This is a genomic window from Pseudomonas sp. B2021 (assembly GCF_018135665.1).
GTDB classification, from domain to species: Bacteria; Pseudomonadota; Gammaproteobacteria; order Pseudomonadales; family Pseudomonadaceae; genus Aquipseudomonas; species Aquipseudomonas lactis.
The window spans coordinates 674,711-696,244 of record NZ_SMOF01000001.1 but is presented as its reverse complement, the minus strand read 5'-3'; the positions used below and the strand labels follow the sequence as shown (position 1 = coordinate 696,244).

The window sequence follows — 21,534 nt, the reverse complement described above, 5'->3', positions numbered from 1 at the left end:
AGCCGCCGTCAGGGCGGAACCCTAAGTGGCCGTTACCGCAGGAATGGATATGTACACGATCCAACTGTGTCGACCGTCAGGCCGTCTTCGCAGGCAAGCCAGCTCCCACATTTAGATCTTGGGGTGTCAGGTAGAGATGCGTCGGCCGTCAGGCCGCCACTCGAGCAAGCTCCCTCGCCACAGGTCCAGCGTCGTACCCGAAATTGTGTAGATACCTATGCCCCGATAGCGGAGTGTCAGTTACGGATGTAATGGCTGATACTCCGCTATCGGGGGGCAAGCCCCCCACATTGGTTTGTGTTTGGCCGGAAAGGCGGTTATTCGGCGATGAGCCAATCCATCTGCCAGCCACCCTGGGTCTGGCCCAGTTGCTTGGACAGCCACGGCAACAACTCACGCAGTTCCTCCTCCAAGCCCCACGGCGGGTTGGCAATCGCCAGGCCCGAGCCGGTGAGAGTATTGGGCGTGTCCAGCGGATGCACCAGTAACTCCACACGCAGCAGCTTCGGCGCGCCAGTGCCGGCCAGGTCCTGGTAGAAACGGCGCAACATGCGCTGGTCTTTCACCGGGTACCAGATCGCCGCCACCGTCTGGCGCATACGGCTTACCGCCTCCTTGAGGGACGCCGCGCAACGCTGCATTTCGTCGAGTTTTTCAAACGGCGGGTCGATCAGCATCAGCGCGCGCTTTTCCGGCACCGGCAGCAAGGCCCGTGGCACATGCCAGCCTTCGCCCAGGTGCACTTTGACGCGGCGATCACCCTTCATGTTGTCCTTGAGCAGCACGCCATCTTCCGGGTGCTTCTCATTGAGCAGCACACGGTCCTGGGGCCGCGTGAGGCGGCGCGCCAGTTCCGGCGAGCCGGGGTAGTAGCGCAACTGGCCATCCGGGTTCATCTCGTGCAGCACGCGCATGTAGTCGGCGGTGAGCGGCGGCAGGTCGCTTGCGCCCCACAGGCGGGCGATGCCTTCCAGGTATTCACCGGTGCGGTTGGCCTGGTCGCCCTGCAGGTCGTACAAGCCAATGCCGGCGTGAGTGTCGAGGTAGGCGAACGGCTGCTCCTTGCGCGACATCAGGGCGATGAGGCGGGTCAAGGTCAGGTGTTTGAAGACATCGGCATGGTTGCCGGCGTGAAAGGCGTGACGATAATTCATGGTTGCTCCTGCGCAGGGGGCGAAGTTTACCTTCTACCGACGCAAAGGTGCAGGGCCGCACGGCAGGCGGCACGGATGTCACGCTATCACCAGGGGCTTAACTGAGTTGCGAGGCAAGGTAATCAGCCAATGCGCCATGGCTGATTTGCGGCCTGCGTGTGAAGTAGGCGACCTTGTGCTGCAAGGTGGCTGGGGTAAACGCGGTGTAGAGGTCAGGACGCTGCTCCTGGAGCCATTGCAGCAGGTTGTCGACAAGCACCTGCGGTGACTGCTGGGCCATGTGCGTCAGCAAGGACGCCGGAACCTGCCACCAGGGGCTGGCTGGGGCCGCAGCGACTGACCCGGTCGCCACGGACAGCGGCTGGCCGTTGACCAGGTAGCGCTGAAACACCGGCAACACGCGCGCCGCCTCGTCGCCTAATGACTGCAACATCGGCAAAAGGTGCGCGCCGTCCCAGAAACGCAAAAACACCGGCTGGTTTTCCGGCAGGTACACCTGGGTCAAGCCCTGCAAATGCTCGATCACCACCTCCAGCGGGCTGGATGAGACCGCCAGCCAGCCCCAATCCGTCGCTTGGGTGGTGGCTATCCAATCGAGAAAGGCACTGCCCGGCTCAACGATGCCCACGCAGGGCATGACCTCATCCCAGTCAGCGTAGGCCGTGCCCGCCCAGATCGGTCGCGGCATCTTTGCAGCGGCCGTGGCTTGCCAGGCGGCAAGCGGCTTGGCGTTGCTGGCATTGCCCAGCACGGCGTACAGCTGTTCATCTGGCTGCAACGGGTAGTGCGCCAGCCAGGCAATGGGCGTCAAGGGCGCGGGCATCAGGACGCACTCCGTACAGGGGCGCCGATGTCACACTGGCCGCTCTTGCAGCGCTCGCATTCTTCACAGAACGGCGCGCTGCGTTTGAGGCTGACCACTTGCGCACGGCTTAACGGCGCGGGCACCACCGCCAATAAAGTCTCGTTCAATCCAGGCATCAACGGCGCCGGCATCGGGGCCGGCGCGCTGCCGAGCTGGATCGGCACACTGCTGAATATCCCGCCCGCTGACAACGTGATCGACTGCCCGCCCGCCTGGATCGTCACGCTGGCACCCGCATCAATGAGGATGCTTTGCCCGGCGCCCAGCGCAATGGTCTGCCCGGCCCGCATGTGCTGGGAACCGCCGACCACCAGATGGTCATCCTGCTTGAGCTCGGTCAAACGGTTGCCGTGGGTGATGCGCTGCTCCTGGCCCTGCAACTCATGGCGCGACTCGCCGCCCACCTGCACACGACGCTGGTTATCGACCTGTACCTGTTGGTCATGCAGCACATGCTGGGTCCAGTCCCGCTGGGCGCGCAGGTAGATTTCCTCGGCGCCCTTACGGTCCTCAATACGCAGTTCGTTGTAGCCGCCACCGCCAGGGCTGCTCTGGCTACGCCAGATGCTACGAGTCTTGTCCGCCGGCAGGTCGAGGGGCACTGGCGTGGCGGTGTTGGGCAGGCACCCCACTACCAGCGGCATGTCCATATCGCCATTGACGAACCCCACCAGCACTTCCATGCCGACCCTGGGGATCAGCACCACACCATAACGGTCATGGGCCCAACCACTGGCCACCCGCAGCCAGCAGCTGGAATGGTCGTTGTGCTCACCGACACGATCCCAGGCCAGTTGCACCTTGACCCGGCCATACTCGTCACAGTGGACCTCACTGTCAACCGGGCCGGTGACCACCGCGCTTTGATACCCCGATACCGTCGGGCGCGGCTGCTCCGGCAAGGGCGGACGAAACACCGCATCCCATGGCGCGGCGACAAATGCGTTGCGATAGCCCTGGCGCAGTTCCCCTCCCTCCTCCTCGGTGACCGCCTCCTCCAGCACCTGGGGCTGTTTGCCTTCATGGCGCACCTGAGTCACCAGCCACAAATCATTCCAGTCCTCGCGAGGGTGCTCACGCAACTGCAAAAACCGGCCACTGGCCAACGCCGGCTCATCGCCCTGGCCATGGGCGCTGCGATAGTCGCTGAGGTGCCGCTCCAGGCCACGCTGGGCTAGGCATCTGCCCTGGGCTCGGTCGGAAAAGTTGCCAGGGTAGTGCTGCGCTTCAAGCTTGGGCAATGACTCGTCGGCAGCCGTGCCCTCCAACTCGACGTGGGGTTTTCGAAAGTCGTAATCGCGCAGGTTCAGCGCCGTGGTCCGGGTCGCCAATTGCAAGGTGAAGCGCTTGATCGCGGGGGTATCGGCCACCATTCCCGAACCTGGCCGGTAAGGCGTGGGCTGATCCATCTGGGCAAACACCGTCTGGTCATCGCCAAACACCAGCAGATGCCCTTCGGGGGAATGCTGGAAGTGATAGTGAATCCCCAGTTCGGCACACAGGCGCTGAATGAACGCCAGGTCGCTCTCGCCGAACTGCACGCAATATTCACGCTCCGGGTAATCACCGCTCAACCGGAACTCAAAGCGATCACTGTGAATCCCCTGCCCGGCCAACACCTGAGCAACAATCTGCGGCACCGTCTTATGCTGAAAAATACGCTGATGGCTGCTGTGCGCCAGGTACGCCAGATGCGGCGCAAGACTGAGCTGGTAACGCGTCAAGCGCCGCCCCGAGTCGCCCTGGGCAACCCGATACACCAGGCCATGAACGCCATGCCCCTGATCGTCGAAGCCCAAGTACACCTGCCGATGCAGCAAGGCCTCCAGATCGACATCCGGCTGCTCGCTGACCAGCTCAAGTTCAAAACGATAGGGCTGGCTGATGGCCTCGGTGCCGCTGAACGCGAACACCTTGAAGTCACTGGGCGCCCCGTCCAGGGCCAAAGTAAATGCAGGTTGGTTGGCAGGAGCGAACATCCGGTGTTTCTCTGCGAAGGGTGGGCGGTCGATTCTGCACCAGCTTACGGCCGGCCTGGGCTCATACCGGGTAAATCAGTAAGGTCCTACCGCCGCCTTCATTTGATGGGGGTAGCCGCGTGCTGAAGCCCCATTGCGGTAAAAAAACACACGTCTGACAGAATATTACGGCAGCCCAGTAGCCTGTTTCCCAAACGTGAAAACGCCACCCCGAAACACCCCCCATAACCACGACACCTTCCCATCACCTGTTTAAATTGCGCAGCCATGTTCATTCAAAAGGAATGTGTTCATGGCAGGTAATCGCCACGCTTGGAGCCAGTCACTGCTGGGGAATGTGTAATGACCCAGCCCTACGCCTTCATCAATGACCAGCAACAAACCTCCGTGGAACTCAAGGCCAAATTACGCTTAGGCAAACACGCCGAAGCCAAGTTCGACGCGCTCAACACGCACATTCGCAATGTGGTGGTGCTACCGGGGCAACTCGTCATTATCGGCGACGACACCACCGCAGCCTGTACCCTGGAAGAGTCACGCTTAATGCGAGCCGCCTGGGATATTCGCCATAGCGTGATGGCCGAAGGCGGGGATGCCTTTGCACTGCATAACTATGATTTGCTGCAAACGCTGCTGGGGTATGCCTCGCTGGGTATAGGCACGGCAGGTGATGCCTGGAGCAAGCATTTGCAAGACATTGCAAAAACCCTGGAAGAAATTGATGCCCTGCACAAACAGTCACTACGCCGGGGCGGTGGTGCCGCCAGAGAGGAGGTTCTCGCACGACGCCGAACACTGTTTGCAAGGCTGGACGCTCAACTGCGTGGTTTTGCGCGTTATGGCACGGGGCTGCGCAATGAAGGCTCGATCAAGAAAATGCTAGGTGTCTCGACCAGAAGCTATTTGCATACGGGGGACATAAGCCGGTATCAAGAGACCATCGCACGGATTTCGAAGACGGCGAAGCTGCTTAAAAACGGGACGCCGTTGGGGATAGCATTGAGTACGACGGTGACGGCACTGGAGATAAAAGAGGCGTGTTCTACCGGGAGAGAGGAGCAGTGCAGGAAAGCCAGATATGTAGAGCTGGGAAAACTGAGCGCAGGAGTTAGTGGAGGCTTAGCGGGTGGTTTTGGCGGGACAGCACTGTGTATTTTTTTATTAGCTCCTAGTACTGGCCCAGGGGCTCTAGCCTGTATGTTAGTTGACGGGGGCCTCGGCGGCGCAGCAGGAGGGCATTTTGGCGGCACGGCTGGCGAAAAGGTAGGTGAGTTTTTGTATGAGTATTGAGGCGTTCATGAATTGGCCTCCAATCATATTGGTCGCCATTAGCTCAATATCTGCAGCAATCATCTCAAACATACTTATGTTCTTTTTGTGCTACCGAAAACTCGAGACCATGGAAGCACTCCTGGACAAATGTCGACTGGTCGCCGTCCACAGCATTTATTTGAGAAATTCACCAAGGGAAAGGATAGCGAGGCTTTGCGCAGTATATTGCGTCATTGCGCTACCCCGATTTAATGCTTGGCGAGGCGTCGCTGACCTGGAGCAGGCGCGGGCCTTTCCACGTCAAACAAAGCTTCTGCTCCATCTAACGTTCCTTCTCTGCACGCTCGGCTTGTCAGGGATGGTCGCCATCTCCTTTATTGATCCAGTAAAGTAAAAAAGGCCCGCGATCATAGTACGCGGGCCTTTTGTTCATCCTCTAAGCGCTGAGCGCCCAACGAATTACTTGTTCAGGTTGTAATCTTTTTCCGCAGCATCAAAACGCTCGACCATACCCACCGTCGGTGCGCCCATCTTGCTCACGAAGTAGATCGCCAGGCTGGCGAAGATGAAGCCTGGGATGATTTCGTACAGGCCCAGCAATTCGAAGTGCTTCCACACGATTACGGTGATCGCGCCGACCAGGATGCCGGCCAGTGCGCCGTTGCGGGTCATGTGTTTCCAGATTACCGAGATCAGTACCACAGGGCCGAAGGCTGCACCGAAACCGGCCCAGGCGTAGCTGACCAGGCCCAGTACGCGGTTTTCCGGGTTGGCGGCCATGGCGATGGCGATCAAGGCCACGACCAGCACCATCAGGCGACCGACCCATACCAGTTCACGCTGGGACGCGCCCTTGCGCAGGAACGCCTTGTAGAAGTCTTCGGTCAGGGCGCTGGAGCACACCAGCAATTGGCAGCTCAGGGTACTCATCACCGCCGCCAGAATGGCCGACAGCAATACACCGGCAACCCATGGGTTGAACAGGATCTTGGCCAGTTCGATAAACACACGCTCTGGGTTTTCAGTCACCGGGCCTGCCACTTCCGGGTGCGCCGAGAAGTAAGCGATACCGAAGAAGCCCACTGCCACGGTGCCGCCCAGGCACAGGATCATCCAGGTCATGGAAATACGACGCGCCTTGGCGATCGACTTCACCGAGTCCGCCGCCATGAAACGTGCGAGGATGTGCGGCTGGCCGAAGTAGCCCAGACCCCAGCCCATCAGCGAGATGATGCCGATGAAGGTGGTGTTTTTCAGCATGTCGAAGCTGGTCGGGTCCTTGGCTTCAATGGCCAGGAAGGTGGTGTCTACCCCGCCGGTGGCCAGCAGCACGATGATCGGCGTGAGGATCAGCGCGAAGATCATCAGCGTGGCTTGTACGGTGTCGGTCCAGCTGACTGCCAGGAAACCACCGATGAAGGTGTAGGCAATCGTTGCCGCAGCACCGGCCCACAGCGCGGTCTCGTAGGACATGCCGAAGGTGCTTTCGAACAGGCGGGCGCCGGCAACGATGCCGGAAGCACAGTAGATGGTGAAGAACACCAGGATCACCACGGCGGAGATGATCCGCAGCAGGCCGCTTTTATCTTCGAAGCGGCTGGAGAAGTAATCCGGCAGGGTCAGGGCGTCGCCGTTGTGTTCGGTCTGCACCCGCAGGCGGCCGGCCACGAACAACCAGTTGAGGTAAGCACCGACGATCAGGCCGATGGCAATCCAGCTTTCCGACAGACCGGACATGTAGATCGCGCCCGGCAAGCCCATCAACAGCCAGCCGCTCATGTCGGAAGCACCGGCGGACAGAGCTGTCACCACGCTACCGAGGCTGCGGCCGCCCAGGATGTAATCGGAAAGGTTGTTGGTGGAGCGATAGGCCATCAGGCCGATCAGCACCATTGCTGCGATGTAGATCACGAACGTGATCAGGGTTGGATTACTAACGCTCATAGGAGTGACGCCCTGGCTTTGTTTTTATGTAGCGACGGTCATGGGGACGGCCACCCGTGGATAACCGGATAGACGAACCTGCATGCCGCGCATTTATGACTGGCGTTTCCCCAGGAAAGCCGCCAGCCGATGAACCCACCCTGAGGGTTGGTTGCACCTTGGTGCGCGAATGCTATTCAACAAAGCAAATAAGGTGCAACCAGTTTCTGCCGATTAAGTTGCACCCAAGTATGTTTTAGGACAAACGCGCTTTTTTTGCTCCCTTTCGGAGCAAGAACAGCCGATCTCAGAAGCAAATGCACCAGCGCGGAGCGGATTCCGTCGTGTGTTTATTTTTTTCCGATCAAGCGTCGAACATTTAACCAACAAAAGGGTTGCACCCGGTTGCACCTCGAGATGGGCAAAGCTAATCTTGCCGCCAGCAGATGCCACTCGGTAGTGGCACCCATGAGGATAAAAAAATGGCAACGACCACCCTTGGGGTCAAACTCGACGACCCGACCCGCGAACGCCTGAAGGCCGCCGCGACCTCCATTGATCGCACGCCGCACTGGCTGATCAAGCAGGCGATTTTCAATTACCTGGAGAAACTCGAGGGTGGTGCAACCCTGTCCGAGCTCAATGGCTTGAGCAGCAAGGAGGCCGATGATGCCGGCGAGGTCCAGGCCGACCACGCCCACCAGTGCTTCCTTGAGTTCGCCGAGAGCATCCTGCCGCAATCGGTATTGCGTGCCGCAATCACCGCCGCTTACCGCCGCCCCGAGCCGGAAGTGGTGCCGATGCTGATCGAACAGGCGCGCCTGCCGGCACCGATGGCCGAAGCCACCAACAAGCTGGCCGCGAGCATTGCCGAAAAACTGCGCAATCAGAAGAGTGCCGGCGGCCGTGCCGGTATTGTTCAGGGCCTGCTGCAAGAATTCTCCCTGTCGTCCCAGGAAGGCGTGGCGCTGATGTGCCTGGCCGAAGCGCTGCTGCGTATCCCGGACAAAGGCACCCGCGATGCGCTGATCCGCGACAAGATCAGCACCGGCAACTGGCAGCCACACCTGGGCAACAGCCCATCGCTGTTCGTCAACGCCGCTACCTGGGGCCTGCTGCTGACTGGCAAGCTGGTATCGACCCACAACGAAGCAGGCCTGACCTCGTCCTTAAGCCGCATCATCGGCAAGAGCGGCGAGCCGATGATCCGCAAGGGCGTCGACATGGCCATGCGCCTGATGGGCGAGCAGTTCGTCACCGGCGAAACCATCGCCGAAGCCCTGGCCAATGCGAGCAAATTCGAAGCCAAGGGCTTCCGCTATTCCTACGACATGCTCGGTGAAGCCGCGCTCACCGAACACGACGCCCAGAAGTACCTGGCCTCGTACGAACAAGCCATTCATTCCATCGGCAAAGCCTCCCATGGCCGTGGGATCTATGAAGGCCCGGGCATCTCCATCAAACTCTCCGCCCTGCACCCACGCTACAGCCGTGCGCAGTACGAGCGTGTGATGGACGAGCTGTACCCGCGCCTGCTGTCGCTGACCTTGCTGGCCAAGCAGTACGACATCGGCCTGAACATCGACGCCGAAGAAGCCGACCGCCTGGAGCTGTCCCTGGACCTGCTCGAGCGCCTGTGCTTCGAGCCGCAACTGACCGGCTGGAACGGCATCGGCTTTGTGATCCAGGCGTACCAGAAGCGTTGCCCGTATGTGATCGACTACGTCATCGACCTGGCCCGCCGCAGCCGCCATCGCCTGATGATCCGCCTGGTAAAGGGCGCGTACTGGGACAGCGAAATCAAGCGCGCCCAGGTCGAAGGCCTGGAAGGCTACCCGGTCTACACCCGCAAGGTGTACACCGACGTTTCCTACATTGCCTGCGCACGCAAACTGCTGTCGGTGCCGGAAGTCATCTACCCGCAGTTCGCCACACACAACGCCCACACCCTGTCGGCTATCTACCACATCGCCGGTCAGAACTATTACCCCGGCCAGTACGAGTTCCAGTGCCTGCACGGCATGGGTGAACCGCTGTACGAACAGGTTGTAGGCAAGGTTTCCGAAGGCAAGCTGAACCGTCCGTGCCGTGTGTACGCGCCGGTCGGTACCCACGAAACACTGTTGGCTTATCTGGTACGCCGCCTGCTGGAAAACGGCGCCAACACCTCGTTCGTCAACCGTATCGCTGACCAGTCCATCTCGATCCAGGAATTGGTAGCCGACCCGGTAGCCAGCATCGAGCAAATGGCAACCCAGGAAGGCGGTTTCGGCCTGCCGCACCCGCGCATTCCGTTGCCGCGTGACCTATACGGCAGCGACCGCGCCAACTCGGCCGGTATCGACCTGGCCAACGAACACCGCCTGGCCTCGTTGTCCTGCGCCCTGCTCGCCACTGCTCACAACAACTGGAAGGCCGCGCCGATGCTCGGTTGCGCCGCCAGCAATGAAGCAGCCCAACCGGTGCTGAACCCGTCCGACCTGCGTGATGTGGTCGGCCAGGTACAGGAAGCCACCGTCGAAGACGTCGACAACGCCATCCAGTGCGCCATCAGCGCCGCGCCGATCTGGCAGGCCACCCCGCCCGCCGAACGCGCCGCCATTCTGGAACGCGCCGCCGATCTGATGGAAGGCGAGATCCAGCCGCTGATGGGCTTACTGGCCCGTGAAGCCGGCAAGACCTTCGCCAACGCCATCGCCGAAGTGCGTGAAGCCGTGGACTTCCTGCGTTACTACGCGGTGCAGGCGCGCAACGACTTTACCAATGACGCCCACCGCCCATTGGGCCCGGTGGTGTGCATCAGCCCATGGAACTTCCCACTCGCCATCTTCAGCGGCCAGGTGGCTGCTGCACTGGCTGCCGGTAACCCGGTGCTGGCCAAGCCTGCCGAGCAGACGCCGCTGGTGGCTGCCCAAGCCGTACGCATCCTGCTTGAAGCTGGCATTCCGGAAGGTGTGCTGCAATTGCTGCCAGGCCAGGGCGAAAGCGTCGGTGCCCGCCTGGTGGGTGATGATCGCGTCAAAGGTGTGATGTTCACCGGCTCCACCGAAGTGGCGCGCCTGCTGCAACGCAATGTCGCCGGTCGCCTGGATGCCCAGGGTCGCCCGATTCCACTGATCGCCGAAACCGGTGGCCAGAACGCGATGATCGTGGACTCCTCGGCGCTGACCGAACAAGTGGTGATCGACGTCGTGTCGTCGGCCTTCGACAGCGCCGGTCAACGTTGCTCGGCCCTGCGCGTACTGTGCCTGCAGGAAGATTCGGCAGACCGTGTAGTCGAAATGCTCAAGGGCGCCATGGCTGAATGCCGCCTGGGTAACCCGGAACGCCTGTCGGTCGACATCGGCCCGGTGATCGACGCCGAAGCCAAGGCCGGTATCGAGAAACACATCCAGGCCATGCGCGACAAAGGCCGCAACGTTTACCAAGTGGCGATTGCCGACGGTGAAGAGATCAAGCGCGGCACCTTCGTGATGCCGACCCTGATCGAGCTGGAAAGCTTCGACGAACTGCAACGCGAGATCTTCGGCCCGGTACTGCACGTGGTGCGCTACAAGCGTAAAGAGATCGACCAGCTCATCGGCCAGATCAACGCTTCCGGCTATGGCCTGACCCTGGGCGTGCACACCCGCATCGACGAAACCATCGCCAAGGTGATCGACAACGTCAACGCCGGTAACGTCTACGTCAACCGCAACATTGTGGGTGCCGTGGTCGGCGTGCAACCGTTCGGCGGCGAAGGCCTGTCGGGTACTGGCCCGAAAGCCGGAGGCCCGCTGTACCTGTACCGTTTGCTGTCGACTCGTCCTACCGATGCAATCGAGCAATCCTTCGTACGAGGCGACAAGTTGGCCGCGCCGGACGTGCGCCTGCGTGATGCCATGAGCCAATCGCTGACCGCCCTGAAAACCTGGGCCGACAGCAATAAGTTCAGTGAACTGAGCGCCCTGTGCACGCAGTTCGCCGCCCAGTCGCAAAGCGGTATCACCCGCCAACTGGCCGGCCCGACCGGCGAGCGCAACAGCTACGCCATCCTGCCGCGCGAGCACGTACTGTGCCTGGCCGAAGTGGAAGGCGACCTGCTGACCCAACTGGCTGCGGTATTGGCCGTCGGTGGTTCGGCGGTATGGCCGGAAACCGAGCTGACCAAGGCCTTGTTCCCACGCCTGCCGAAAGAGATTCAGGCAAAGATCAAGCGCGTGGCCGACTGGACCAAGGACGACGTGGTGTTTGACGCCGTGCTGCATCACGGTGATTCCGACCAACTGCGTGCGGTGTGCCAGCAAGTGGCGCAGCGCGGTGGGGCGATTGTTGGGGTACATGGTATGTCGCAAGGCGAAACGGCGATTGCGCTGGAGCGTCTGGTGATCGAGCGTGCGTTGAGCGTTAACACCGCTGCAGCGGGTGGTAACGCCAGCCTGATGACCATCGGCTAACTGACACAACGCGGCTGATCGCGGCTGATCGTTCCCACGCTCCGCGTGGGAATGCAGCTTAAGGACGCTCTGCGTCCAAAAGCGTGACGCGGAGCGTCAAAAGAGGCGTTCCCACGCAGAGCGTGGGAACGATCTCGATGCCTCGCCAGCGTTCTGCCCTTCTATCACTTAGATCAATCTTGCTACCCATCCTCCATTCGCGCACTTAGACTCAGGCCAATTCCTTCAAAGGTACGCCGCCATGTCCGAGACGCTGCTCAGTTCCCGCAATCTGGCTTTCGAGCTGTATGAAGTCCTCGATGCCGAGGGCCTGACCCAGCGCGAGCGGTTTGCCGAACACAACCGCGAAACCTTCGATGCCGCGATCAGCACGGCGCGCAACATCGCAGAAAAGTACTTCGCCCCTCACAACCGCAAGAACGACGAAAACGAACCGCGCTATGAGAACGGCCAGGCGATCCTGATCCCGGAGGTCAAACCCGCCGTGGACGCCTTCCTTGAAGCCGGCTTCCTCAACGCAGCACGCAGCTTTGAAGCAGGTGGCATGCAACTGCCGACGCTGTTGTCCCAGGCCTGTTTCGCGCATTTCCAAGCGGCCAACGCCGCGTCGACGTCCTACCCGTTCCTGACCATGGGTGCCGCCAACCTCATTGAGAGCTTCGGCACCGAGGAGCAGAAACAGCGCTTCCTGCAGCCGATGATCGACGGGCGCTTCTTCGGCACCATGGCCCTGACCGAGCCCCATGCCGGTTCTTCCCTGTCGGACATTCGGACCCGTGCGGAACCTGCGGCTGGCGGCAGTTATCGGCTCAAGGGCAACAAAATCTTTATCTCCGGTGGCGACCATTCGCTGTCGGAAAACATCGTGCACATGGTGCTGGCCAAGTTGCCGGACGCTCCCGCAGGCGTGAAGGGCATTTCGCTGTTTATCGTGCCCAAGTTCCTGGTCAACGATGACGGCAGCCTGGGCGCTCGCAACGATGTGCTACTGGCGGGGCTGTTCCACAAGATGGGCTGGCGCGGCACCACGTCCACAGCACTAAACTTCGGCGATAACGGCAACTGTGTCGGCTACCTGGTGGGCAAACCGCACCAGGGCTTGAGCTGCATGTTCCAGATGATGAACGAGGCACGCATCGGCGTGGGTATGGGCGCGGTGATGCTCGGTTACGCCGGCTACCTTTACTCTCTGGACTACGCCCGCGAACGGCCCCAGGGGCGCCTGCCTGATAGCAAAGACCCGAGCACCGCACCGGTGGCGATCATCCAGCACGCCGACATCAAGCGCATGTTGCTGACCCAGAAAGCCTATGTAGAAGGCGCCTTTGACCTGGGCCTCTACGCAGCCCGGCTGTTCGACGACACCACCACCCTGGCCACCGACACCGAGCGCAAGCACGCCCACGAACTGCTCGACCTGCTCACCCCCATCGTCAAATCCTGGCCGTCGGAGTTCTGCCTCAAGGCCAACGAGCTGGCGATCCAGATTCTTGGCGGCCACGGCTACACCCGCGAATACCCGGTGGAACAGTACTACCGCGACAACCGCCTGAACCCCATCCATGAGGGCACCCACGGCATCCAGTCCCTGGACCTGCTCGGGCGCAAATTGGCGCAGAACGGTGGTGCCGGCTTGAAGCAACTGATTCGCCTGATCGCCGAAACCGGAGCCCGGGCGCAAAGGCACCCTTCACTCACGGCATTGCGAGAGCCCCTGGAGCAACTGGTAAACCGGCTGCAAAGCGTCACGATTGGCCTGCTCACCGATCTCGCCCAAGGCAAGGTCAACAGCAGCCTGGCGAACTCGGCGCTGTACTTGAAAGTGTTCGGGCACACGGTGATCGGCTGGCGCTGGCTGGAACAGGCGATCCGCGCCGAAGAAGGGCTGGCCAAGGGTGACGCGGCCGATGCGGCCTTTTATAAGGGCAAGCTCCAGGCCGCCCGGTACTTCCTGACCTGGGAAGTACCGAGCTGCCATCATGAACTGGCGATTCTGGAGGCACGCGACGATACGTGCCTGGGCATGCAAGACGAGTGGTTCTAGCCCTCAGGGCTGACCGATCACCTTGGAGATCACATCGACCGTGGCGCTGACTTGCTCTTGGTAACGGTCGAGTTCCTGCTGGTGAGCCTGTTGCATTTCAATCTGCTCGGCGCACAGGTTCAGCGCGGCCAATACCAATAGCTTGTCACCGATCAGGGTCGGGTACTTTTTCTTGGTAACGGCCAGGGAGGCCTTGAGCATAGTCACGGCATGCATCAGGGTCTGATCTTCGCCGGCCGGTGCCTTGATCGAGTAATCCTCTCCGAGAATCGAAACGACCTTTATGCCCTCACTCATGCGCTGACAGGCCCTGCACTCACACGCTCAACCAGCGCCTGGATGCGGGCGGCGGTGGCGCCGTGCTTTTCTTCCTGTTCCATCAGGTTCAGTTGCAGGCTGTCGTTTTCGTCTTTGGCGCGGGCCAGCTCGGCCTTGAGGGATTCGTTGCTGCCCAGCAGTTCTTGATTCTGCTGTACGAGGTCGCTGACCAGTTGTTCCAATTGGCTGAGGGATGCTTCTAACATTTTGATTTCTCGGGCGTTTAAAAAGGGCGGTGACGATAAAGAAAATTCACCTCGGATGCCAGGGTTATCCCTGGCCGCGCAGCCCGATGTTGCAAGGCCGGGCCGCACTTTCGAGCCTTAGTGACTGCATTTACCCGATCTGGTTCCTGAACTCACCCAACCCCTGGTCCGATGCGACAAAAGCGCGCGCCCCCTTAAGACTTTAGTCGCAGGGCCGATAAGGCGGGCACACCTCGTCTCATGGCCGCATGGATAGCGCCTCCCCCAGGACTCCAGCATGTCTCTTCGTAATATGAATATCGCCCCGAGGGCCTTCCTCGGCTTCGCGTTTATTGGCGCCTTGATGTTGTTGCTCGGTGTGTTCGCGCTGAACCAGATGAGCAAAATTCGTGCGGCCACCGAAGACATCACCTCGGCCAGCGTGCCCAGCATTCGCGCCCTGGATGAATTCACCCAACTGACCCTGCGCCTGCGCGTGCTGTCGTACCGCTTGCTGACCAACCGCGAGCCGGACGTACAGCAAAAGACCCTGGAAGCCTTTGAACTGCGCAATCAGCAGATTCGTACAGCCCAGGGCATCTATGAAAAACTGATCTCCAGCACCGAAGAGCGCAACGCCTACAACGAGTACGTGCGCCTGTTGGGCCAGTACCGTCAGATTGAAGAGCGCATGAAGAGCCTGTCTCGCGCCAATCAGGTCAACGAGCTGCGCAGCCTGCTCAACACCGAGTTGCTGGACAACTCCGAGCAGGTCAACGCCGTGTTGACCCGCTTGCTGGACATCAATAACAACGACGCCAACGCCACCAACCAGCGCGCCAAAGACCAATACGACATGGCCTTTGACCTAGTCGTGGGCCTGCTGGTGGTTGCCACGGCGCTGACCTTGCTGTTCGCCTGGTTGCTGACGCGCAGTATCACCCTGCCTATCGCCCAGGCGCTCGAAGCCGCGGAAGAAGTGGCCGAAGGCAACCTGACGCGCCCGATCACCGTGGACGGCAACGATGAGGCCGGGCGCCTGCTGGCGGCCATGGCCAAGATGCAGCACAAACTGCGCGACACCCTGCAACGTATCGCCGGCTCCGCCACCCAGTTGGCGTCTGCCGCTGAAGAGCTCAATGCGGTCACCGACGAAAGCGCCCGTGGCCTGACCCAGCAAAACAATGAAATCGAACAGGCCGCCACTGCCGTCAACGAGATGACCAGTGCGGTGGAAGAAGTCGCACGCAACGCAGTGAGCACCTCCGAAGCCTCGCGCAACGCCACCACCTCTGCCGGCGACGGCCGTGACCTGGTGCAGGAAACCGTCAGCGCCATCGAACGCATGAGTACCGACGTGCAGGCCACCGCGTCCCTGATTGGCGACCTGGCCAATGAGTCGCGGGATATCGGTAAAGTGCTGGACGTGATCCGTGGCCTGGCCGACCAGACCAACCTGCTGGCCCTGAACGCGGCGATCGAAGCAGCCCGAGCCGGGGAAGCCGGACGTGGTTTCGCCGTGGTGGCCGATGAAGTGCGCGCGTTGGCCCATCGCACCCAGCAGTCCACCAGCGAAATCGAGCGCATGATCGGCAGCATCCAGACAGGCACCGAACACGCGGTGGACTCGATGCGCAACAGCACCGAGCGCGCCGAATCGACACTGAATATCGCCCGCGGCGCGGGCCTGTCGCTGGACACCATCAACACGGCGATTGTGGAGATCAACGAGCGCAACCTGGTGATCGCCAGCGCGGCGGAAGAACAGGCCCAGGTGGCGCGGGAAGTGGACCGCAACCTGGTGAATATCCGTGACTTGTCGGTGCAATCGGCCACCGGTGCCAGCCAGACCAGCGCGGCGAGCGGTGAGTTGTCGCGGTTGGCAGTGGATCTGAATGGGATGGTCGGAAGGTTCCGCCTCTGAAATAAGCCTTTGCTCACACCGCATACCCTGTGGGAGCTGGCTTGCCTGCGATAGCAATCTATCAGCTAACGCCCCTGGCGCCTGGCACACCGCAATCGCAGGCAAGCCAGCTCCCACATTTGATCGATGCGCAGCCACAAAAGCTTTTTGACAGCGCAGCAATTCAACAGGTTAGAATCCCTGGCACGTAGACTGCATGGTCAGTTTGCGTCCTGCCCCCCCTGCCCTGGAGTACTGCCTTTGAATGCGACGACCATCAACAGCCTGTTCTTGATCGGCGCGTTGCTGGTGACTGCGAGCATTCTGGTGAGTTCGCTTTCTTCACGCCTGGGCATCCCCATCCTGGTGATTATCCTGGCCGTGGGCATGACCGCCGGGGTCGATGGCGGTGGCATCATTTTCGATAACTACCCCACCGCCTACCTGGTGGGCAACCTCGCCCTCGCCGTGATCCTGCTCGACGGCGGTTTGCGCACCCGGGTGGCGAGTTTCCGCGTGGCGCTGTGGCCGGCGTTGTCCCTGGCCACGGTGGGGGTGTTGATTACCACCGGCCTCACGGGCATGGCCGCGGCCTGGCTGTTTAACCTCAATATCATTCAAGGCTTGCTGATCGGCGCCATCGTCGGCTCCACGGACGCCGCGGCGGTGTTCTCACTGCTGGGCGGCAAGGGCCTCAACGAGCGGGTCAGCGCCAGCCTGGAAATCGAATCGGGCAGTAACGATCCGATGGCGGTGTTCCTCACCGTCACCCTGATCGACATGCTCGCCAGCGGCCAGACCGGCCTGCACTGGAGCCTGCTCACGCACCTGATCCGCGAATTCGGCATCGGTGGCCTGGTAGGCCTGGGTGGCGGCTGGCTGATGTTGCAACTGGTCAACCGCATCAACCTGGCCAACGGCCTGTACCCGATCCTGGTGATCGCCGGCGGCCTGTTCGTGTTTGCCCTGACCAACGCCCTGCACGGCAGCGGCTTCCTCGCCGTGTACCTGTGCGGGCTGGTGATCGGCAACCGCCCGGTGCGCAGCCGCCATGGCATTTTGCATATGCTCGACGGCATGGCTTGGCTGGCGCAGATCGGGATGTTCTTGGTGCTGGGCCTGCTGGTCACGCCTCACGATTTGCTGCCCATCGCCCTGCCCGCCCTGGGCCTGGCGCTGTGGATGATCCTGTTTGCCCGGCCGCTGTCGGTGATGGTTGGCTTGCTGCCATTCAAAGCGTTCCACGGGCGCGAAAAGGCCTTTATCGCCTGGGTCGGCCTGCGCGGCGCGGTACCGATCATCCTCGCGGTGTTCCCGCTGATGGCCGGTCTGCCCCATGCACAGCTGTACTTCAACCTGGCGTTCTTTATCGTGCTGGTCTCGCTGTTGGTGCAGGGCACCAGCCTGCCGTGGGTGGCCAAGTTGCTTAAAGTCACCGTACCGCCGGACCCGGCGCCGATTTCCCGGGCAGCGCTGGAAGTGCACGTTACCAGCGAGTGGGAGCTCTTCGTCTACCGCCTGGGCGCAGAAAAATGGTGCATCGGCGCGGCCCTGCGCGAGCTGAAAATGCCCGAAGGCACGCGCATCGCCGCGCTGTTTCGTGGCCAGCAACTGCTCCATCCGTCGGGTAGTACGGTGCTGGAAGTCGACGATTTGCTCTGTGTGATCGGCCACGAACACAACCTGCCGGCTCTGGGCAAACTGTTCAGCCAGGCACCGCAACGGGGCCTCGATTTGCGCTTCTTCGGCGACTTCGTCCTCGAAGGCGACGCCCAGCTGGGCGCGGTTTCCGCCTTGTACGGGCTCAAGCTTGAGGGTATCGACCCGGACATGCCGCTGAGCCGTTTCATCACCCAGAAGGTGGGCGGTGCACCGGTAGTCGGCGACCAGGTGGAGTGGAACAACACCATCTGGACCGTCGCGGTCATGGACGGGAACAAGATTGGCAAAGTCGGCGTCAGATTCCCCGAAGGAAGTCGCCCGGGCCCCGGACTCTTCCTCTAAACTGCGGGACAACGACGCCCCGATTCTTCACTTTGCAAGACCGGTCTCTATGCCAACCCTGCGTACTTTTCTCGCCACTGCCCTGCTGGGCCTGACCCTTTGTGTTGGCAGCGTATACGCCGCCGACCCGCCCAGCGCCGAAGCCGTCCAGCAAAGCCTGGATAAACTGCCCGACCGCAAGCTGCCTGACGCCGACATGAAGGCGCTGCAGGCGACCCTGCAACAGACCCTGACCTACCTGGGCAATCAGCAGGACTACGAGCAGCGCCTGGCCGACCTCAAGCGCCAGCTGGAAGAGGCCCCGCGCCAGACCAATGAGAACCAGCGTGAGCTGGCGCGCCTCAAGGCCACCAAAATCATTCCGGTGGCCCAACGCTACGCCAGCCTGCCGGTGCCGCAGCTTGAGCAGTTATTGGTGCAACGCAGCACCCAGCAAGGCGACCTGCAAAAAGAACTGGCCGACGCCAACAGCCTGACCATCGCCGCCCAGACCCGCCCCGAGCGCGCTCAGACCGAAATCAGCAGCAGCCAGACGCGCATCCAGCAAATCAACGCGACGCTCAAGCTTGGCAAAGACAACGGCAAGCCCCTCAGCAGCGACCAGCGCAACCAGCTCAACGCCGAACTGGCGGCCCTGAATGCCTTGATTCCCCTGCGCCGCCAGGAATTGGCCGGCAACAGCCAACTGCAAGACTTGGGCAACAGCCAGCACGACCTGATCCAGGAAAAAACCGCACGCCTGGAGCAAGAAATCCAGGACCTGCAAACCCTGATCAACCAGAAACGCCTGGCCCAGTCCCAGCAGACGGTGACCCAACAGTCCATCGAAGCGCAGAAAGCCGGCGGCAGTAGCATCCTGGCCAAGGAAAGCGCAGACAATCTCAAGCTGTCCGACTACCTGCTCAAAAGCACCGACCGCCTCAACGACCTGACCCAGAAAAACCTGCAGACCAAGCAGCAACTGGACACCGTGACCCAAAGCGATTCGGCCCTGGACGAGCAAATCAACGTGCTCAAGGGCAGCCTGCTGCTGTCCAAGATTCTCTATAAACAAAAGCAGGCCCTGCCGCGTCTGACCGTGGACAAAGACCTGGCCGACGACATCGCCAACATTCGCCTGTACCAGTTCGAGGTCAACCAACAGCGTGAGCTGATCACCTCTCCCAGCGCCTATGTGGACAACCTGCTGGCCAACCAGCCGCCAGATGAAGTCACCCCGCAACTGCGCCGCACCCTGCTGGAAGTGGCGATCACCCGCAGCGACCTGCTGGAACGCCTGAGCCGCGAACTGAGCGCACTGCTCAACGAATCCATCACCCTGCAACTGAACCAGAAACAACTGCTCAGCACCGCCAGCACCCTGCGCGCCACGCTCGACGAGCAAATGTTCTGGATCCCCAGCAACAAGCCGCTGGACACCGAATGGCTGGAAACCGTACCGGCGCACTTGAGCAAACAGGTCACTACCCTGCCCTGGGCGTCCAGCGTCAGCGAGCTGTATGACGGCCTGACCCAACGCCCGCTGCTGTTCCTGCCGTTGCTGTTGCTGATCGGCGCGCTGCTGTGGCGACGCAATGCGCTGTATGTGCGCCTGAAAAAGGTTCACCAGGACATCGGCCACTTCAAGCGCGACAGCCAGTGGCATACGCCGCAGGCCATCCTGATCAACATCCTGCTGGCGATGCCCGTGGCCCTGGGCCTGGCGCTGTGCGGCTATGCGTTGCAGATCGACGCCCGCGGGCAAAACGCCAACCTGGGCGCGGCCTTGCTGCAGATCGCCCAGGCCTGGCTGGTGTTCTACACCGCCTACCGCATCCTCGCGCCGGGCGGCGTGGCGGAGCTGCACTTTCGCTGGGAAAGGCCCCAGGTCGAATTCCTGCAAGGCTGGATCCGCAAGCTCGGGCTGGTGGTACTGGCGCTGGTGGCCGTGGTCGCAATTGCCGAACATCAACCGGCGGCGCTGGCCGACGACGTGCTGGGCATCGCCGTGGTACTGACCTGCTACGGGCTGATGGCCTGGTTGCTGGGCCGCCTGCTGCTCAACAGCCCAACCCACGAAAAGGCCTCGCTGTTTCGCAAAGCTATCGGGGTGGTGTTCACCGCCTTGCCCATCGCGCTGTTTATTGCCGTGTGCTTTGGCTATTACTACACCGCGCTGAAACTCAGCGACCGGCTGATCAACACCCTGTACCTACTGATGTTCTGGCTGGTGATCGAAGCCACCTTTGTACGCGGCCTGGGTGTTGCCGCACGGCGCCTGGCCTACGCCCGCGCCCTGGCCAAACGCCAGGCTGCCAAGGAGGCCGGTGACGGCGAAGCGGTGATCGAAGAGCCGACCCTGGACATCGAGCAGGTCAACGAACAGTCCATGCGCCTGATCCGCCTGGCCCTGCTCGGCGGCTTTATCGCGGCGCTGTACTGGGTGTGGTCGGACCTGATCTCGGTATTTTCCTACCTGGACAACGTCACCCTGTACGAATACACCAGCGGCACGGGTACGAATATCAGCATGGTGCCCATCAGCATCGGCGACCTGCTGGGCGCGTCGATCATCATCGGTATCACCTTCGCCCTGGCGCGCAACTTGCCCGGCCTGCTCGAAGTCCTGGTGCTGTCCAAGCTCGACCTGGCCCAAGGCAGCGCCTACGCCACCACCACCTTGCTGTCCTACATCATTGCCGGTGTGGGCTTTGTCACCACGCTCTCCACCCTCGGCGTGAGCTGGGACAAGCTGCAATGGCTGGTTGCCGCGCTGTCGGTGGGCCTGGGTTTCGGCATGCAGGAGATCTTCGCCAACTTCATCTCCGGCATCATGATTTTGTTCGAACGCCCGGTGCGCATTGGCGACACCATCACCATCGGCAACCTGTCGGGTACGGTGAGCAAGATCCGCATTCGCGCCACCACCATCACCGACTTCGACAACAAGGACATCATCGTCCCCAACAAAACCTTCATCACCGGGCAACTGATCAACTGGTCGCTGACCGACACCATCACCCGCGTCACCCTGAAACTGGGCGTGGACTACGGCTCCGACCTGGACCTGGTGAAGGAATTGCTACTCAAGGCGGCGCGAGAAAACCCACGGGTACTCAAAGAGCCGGAACCCCACGTGTACTTCCTCAACTTCGGCGAAAGCACCCTCGACCACGAACTGCGCATGCATGTTCGCGACCTGGGCGACCGCAACCCGGTGTTGGACGAGGTCAACCGCTACATCAATCGTGAGTTCAAGAAACAGCACATCAACATCTCGTTCCGGCAGATGGAAATCTACCTGAAGAATCTTCACGGCCAGGAATACAAATTGGTGCCGGCCGAAGACGAGCGCAAGACCATTGCCGAGCCGCTCGACAAGCCCGACGCCCCGGAGCCTCCGGCAGGCAAAGTGGCGGATGCGCCGGAGCCGCCACCCAGCAAACTCGACTAAATGCCCTATCCCCAGCAG

At 61.2% G+C, this 21,534-nt stretch carries 12 protein-coding genes; 6 read left to right on the top strand and 6 right to left on the bottom strand.

The window, feature by feature from the left end:
* Positions 1–317: 317 nt before the first annotated feature.
* From rlmJ to E1K68_RS03100, 3 genes are all read right to left on the bottom strand, one after another.
* Positions 318–1,154: a 23S rRNA (adenine(2030)-N(6))-methyltransferase RlmJ gene (gene rlmJ, locus E1K68_RS03110; protein ID WP_032893901.1), complete on the bottom strand. Its 837-nt coding sequence runs from the start codon at positions 1,152–1,154 to the stop codon at positions 318–320.
* A gap of 97 nt (positions 1,155–1,251) precedes the next feature.
* Positions 1,252–1,977, bottom strand: a complete 726-nt coding sequence (locus E1K68_RS03105; protein ID WP_003187979.1) for a DUF4123 domain-containing protein — start codon at positions 1,975–1,977, stop codon at positions 1,252–1,254.
* Positions 1,977–3,998 carry a type VI secretion system tip protein VgrG gene (locus E1K68_RS03100; protein ID WP_212613766.1) on the bottom strand — a complete coding sequence of 674 codons (2,022 nt, stop codon included), beginning with the start codon at positions 3,996–3,998 and terminating at the stop codon, positions 1,977–1,979. The genes E1K68_RS03105 and E1K68_RS03100 overlap by 1 nt, the downstream gene beginning before the upstream one ends.
* A 342-nt stretch (positions 3,999–4,340) precedes the next feature.
* Between E1K68_RS03100 and E1K68_RS03095 the strand changes: the two genes are divergently transcribed.
* Positions 4,341–5,288, top strand: coding sequence for a hypothetical protein (locus E1K68_RS03095; protein ID WP_212613765.1), 948 nt, complete (start codon positions 4,341–4,343; stop codon positions 5,286–5,288).
* A gap of 441 nt (positions 5,289–5,729) precedes the next feature.
* Here E1K68_RS03095 and putP read toward each other — a convergent pair whose 3' ends face one another.
* On the bottom strand, positions 5,730–7,214 hold the full coding sequence (putP, locus tag E1K68_RS03090; protein WP_034134730.1) for a sodium/proline symporter PutP: 1,485 nt from the start codon (positions 7,212–7,214) through the stop codon (positions 5,730–5,732).
* Between the two features lie 461 nt (positions 7,215–7,675).
* Between putP and putA the strand changes: the two genes are divergently transcribed.
* Positions 7,676–11,629 carry a trifunctional transcriptional regulator/proline dehydrogenase/L-glutamate gamma-semialdehyde dehydrogenase gene (putA, locus tag E1K68_RS03085; RefSeq protein ID WP_003187973.1) on the top strand — a complete coding sequence of 1,318 codons (3,954 nt, stop codon included), beginning with the start codon at positions 7,676–7,678 and terminating at the stop codon, positions 11,627–11,629.
* 241 nt (positions 11,630–11,870) lie between these two features.
* Positions 11,871–13,673, top strand: a complete 1,803-nt coding sequence (locus E1K68_RS03080) for an acyl-CoA dehydrogenase (RefSeq protein WP_169856563.1) — start codon at positions 11,871–11,873, stop codon at positions 13,671–13,673.
* Between the two features lie 3 nt (positions 13,674–13,676).
* On the opposite strand, the gene E1K68_RS03075 is transcribed toward E1K68_RS03080, so the two are convergent.
* Both E1K68_RS03075 and E1K68_RS03070 read right to left on the bottom strand, forming a co-directional pair.
* Positions 13,677–13,970 (bottom strand): cell division protein ZapA, encoded by a 294-nt coding sequence (locus tag E1K68_RS03075; protein WP_003187971.1) that lies wholly within the window; start codon positions 13,968–13,970, stop codon positions 13,677–13,679.
* Positions 13,967–14,197 carry a hypothetical protein gene (locus tag E1K68_RS03070; RefSeq protein WP_003187970.1) on the bottom strand — a complete coding sequence of 77 codons (231 nt, stop codon included), beginning with the start codon at positions 14,195–14,197 and terminating at the stop codon, positions 13,967–13,969. Before E1K68_RS03070 ends, E1K68_RS03075 begins: the two co-directional genes overlap by 4 nt.
* A gap of 277 nt (positions 14,198–14,474) precedes the next feature.
* On the opposite strand from E1K68_RS03070, the gene E1K68_RS03065 reads away from it, so the two are divergent.
* From E1K68_RS03065 to mscK, 3 genes are all read left to right on the top strand, one after another.
* Complete coding sequence (locus E1K68_RS03065) at positions 14,475–16,100, top strand: methyl-accepting chemotaxis protein (RefSeq protein WP_003187969.1); 1,626 nt, start codon at positions 14,475–14,477, stop codon at positions 16,098–16,100.
* 240 nt (positions 16,101–16,340) lie between these two features.
* Complete coding sequence (locus E1K68_RS03060) at positions 16,341–18,083, top strand: potassium/proton antiporter (RefSeq protein ID WP_212613764.1); 1,743 nt, start codon at positions 16,341–16,343, stop codon at positions 18,081–18,083.
* Between the two features lie 49 nt (positions 18,084–18,132).
* On the top strand, positions 18,133–21,516 hold the full coding sequence (gene mscK, locus E1K68_RS03055) for a mechanosensitive channel MscK (RefSeq protein ID WP_003187966.1): 3,384 nt from the start codon (positions 18,133–18,135) through the stop codon (positions 21,514–21,516).
* The last annotated feature ends 18 nt before the right edge of the window (positions 21,517–21,534 follow it).

What these genes read in the sequence shown, in the direction of transcription:
- putA (WP_003187973.1), top strand. Translation starts at nt 7,676, where the DNA reads ATGGCAACGACCACCCTTGGGGTCAAACTCGACGACCCGACCCGCGAA.
- E1K68_RS03080 (WP_169856563.1), top strand. Translation starts at nt 11,871, where the DNA reads ATGTCCGAGACGCTGCTCAGTTCCCGCAATCTGGCTTTCGAGCTGTAT.
- E1K68_RS03065 (WP_003187969.1), top strand. Translation starts at nt 14,475, where the DNA reads ATGTCTCTTCGTAATATGAATATCGCCCCGAGGGCCTTCCTCGGCTTC.
- E1K68_RS03075 (WP_003187971.1), bottom strand. Translation starts at nt 13,970, where the DNA reads ATGAGTGAGGGCATAAAGGTCGTTTCGATTCTCGGAGAGGATTACTCG.
- mscK (WP_003187966.1), top strand. Translation starts at nt 18,133, where the DNA reads ATGCCAACCCTGCGTACTTTTCTCGCCACTGCCCTGCTGGGCCTGACC.
- putP (WP_034134730.1), bottom strand. Translation starts at nt 7,214, where the DNA reads ATGAGCGTTAGTAATCCAACCCTGATCACGTTCGTGATCTACATCGCA.
- E1K68_RS03105 (WP_003187979.1), bottom strand. Translation starts at nt 1,977, where the DNA reads ATGCCCGCGCCCTTGACGCCCATTGCCTGGCTGGCGCACTACCCGTTG.
- E1K68_RS03070 (WP_003187970.1), bottom strand. Translation starts at nt 14,197, where the DNA reads ATGTTAGAAGCATCCCTCAGCCAATTGGAACAACTGGTCAGCGACCTC.
- rlmJ (WP_032893901.1), bottom strand. Translation starts at nt 1,154, where the DNA reads ATGAATTATCGTCACGCCTTTCACGCCGGCAACCATGCCGATGTCTTC.
- E1K68_RS03100 (WP_212613766.1), bottom strand. Translation starts at nt 3,998, where the DNA reads ATGTTCGCTCCTGCCAACCAACCTGCATTTACTTTGGCCCTGGACGGG.
- E1K68_RS03095 (WP_212613765.1), top strand. Translation starts at nt 4,341, where the DNA reads ATGACCCAGCCCTACGCCTTCATCAATGACCAGCAACAAACCTCCGTG.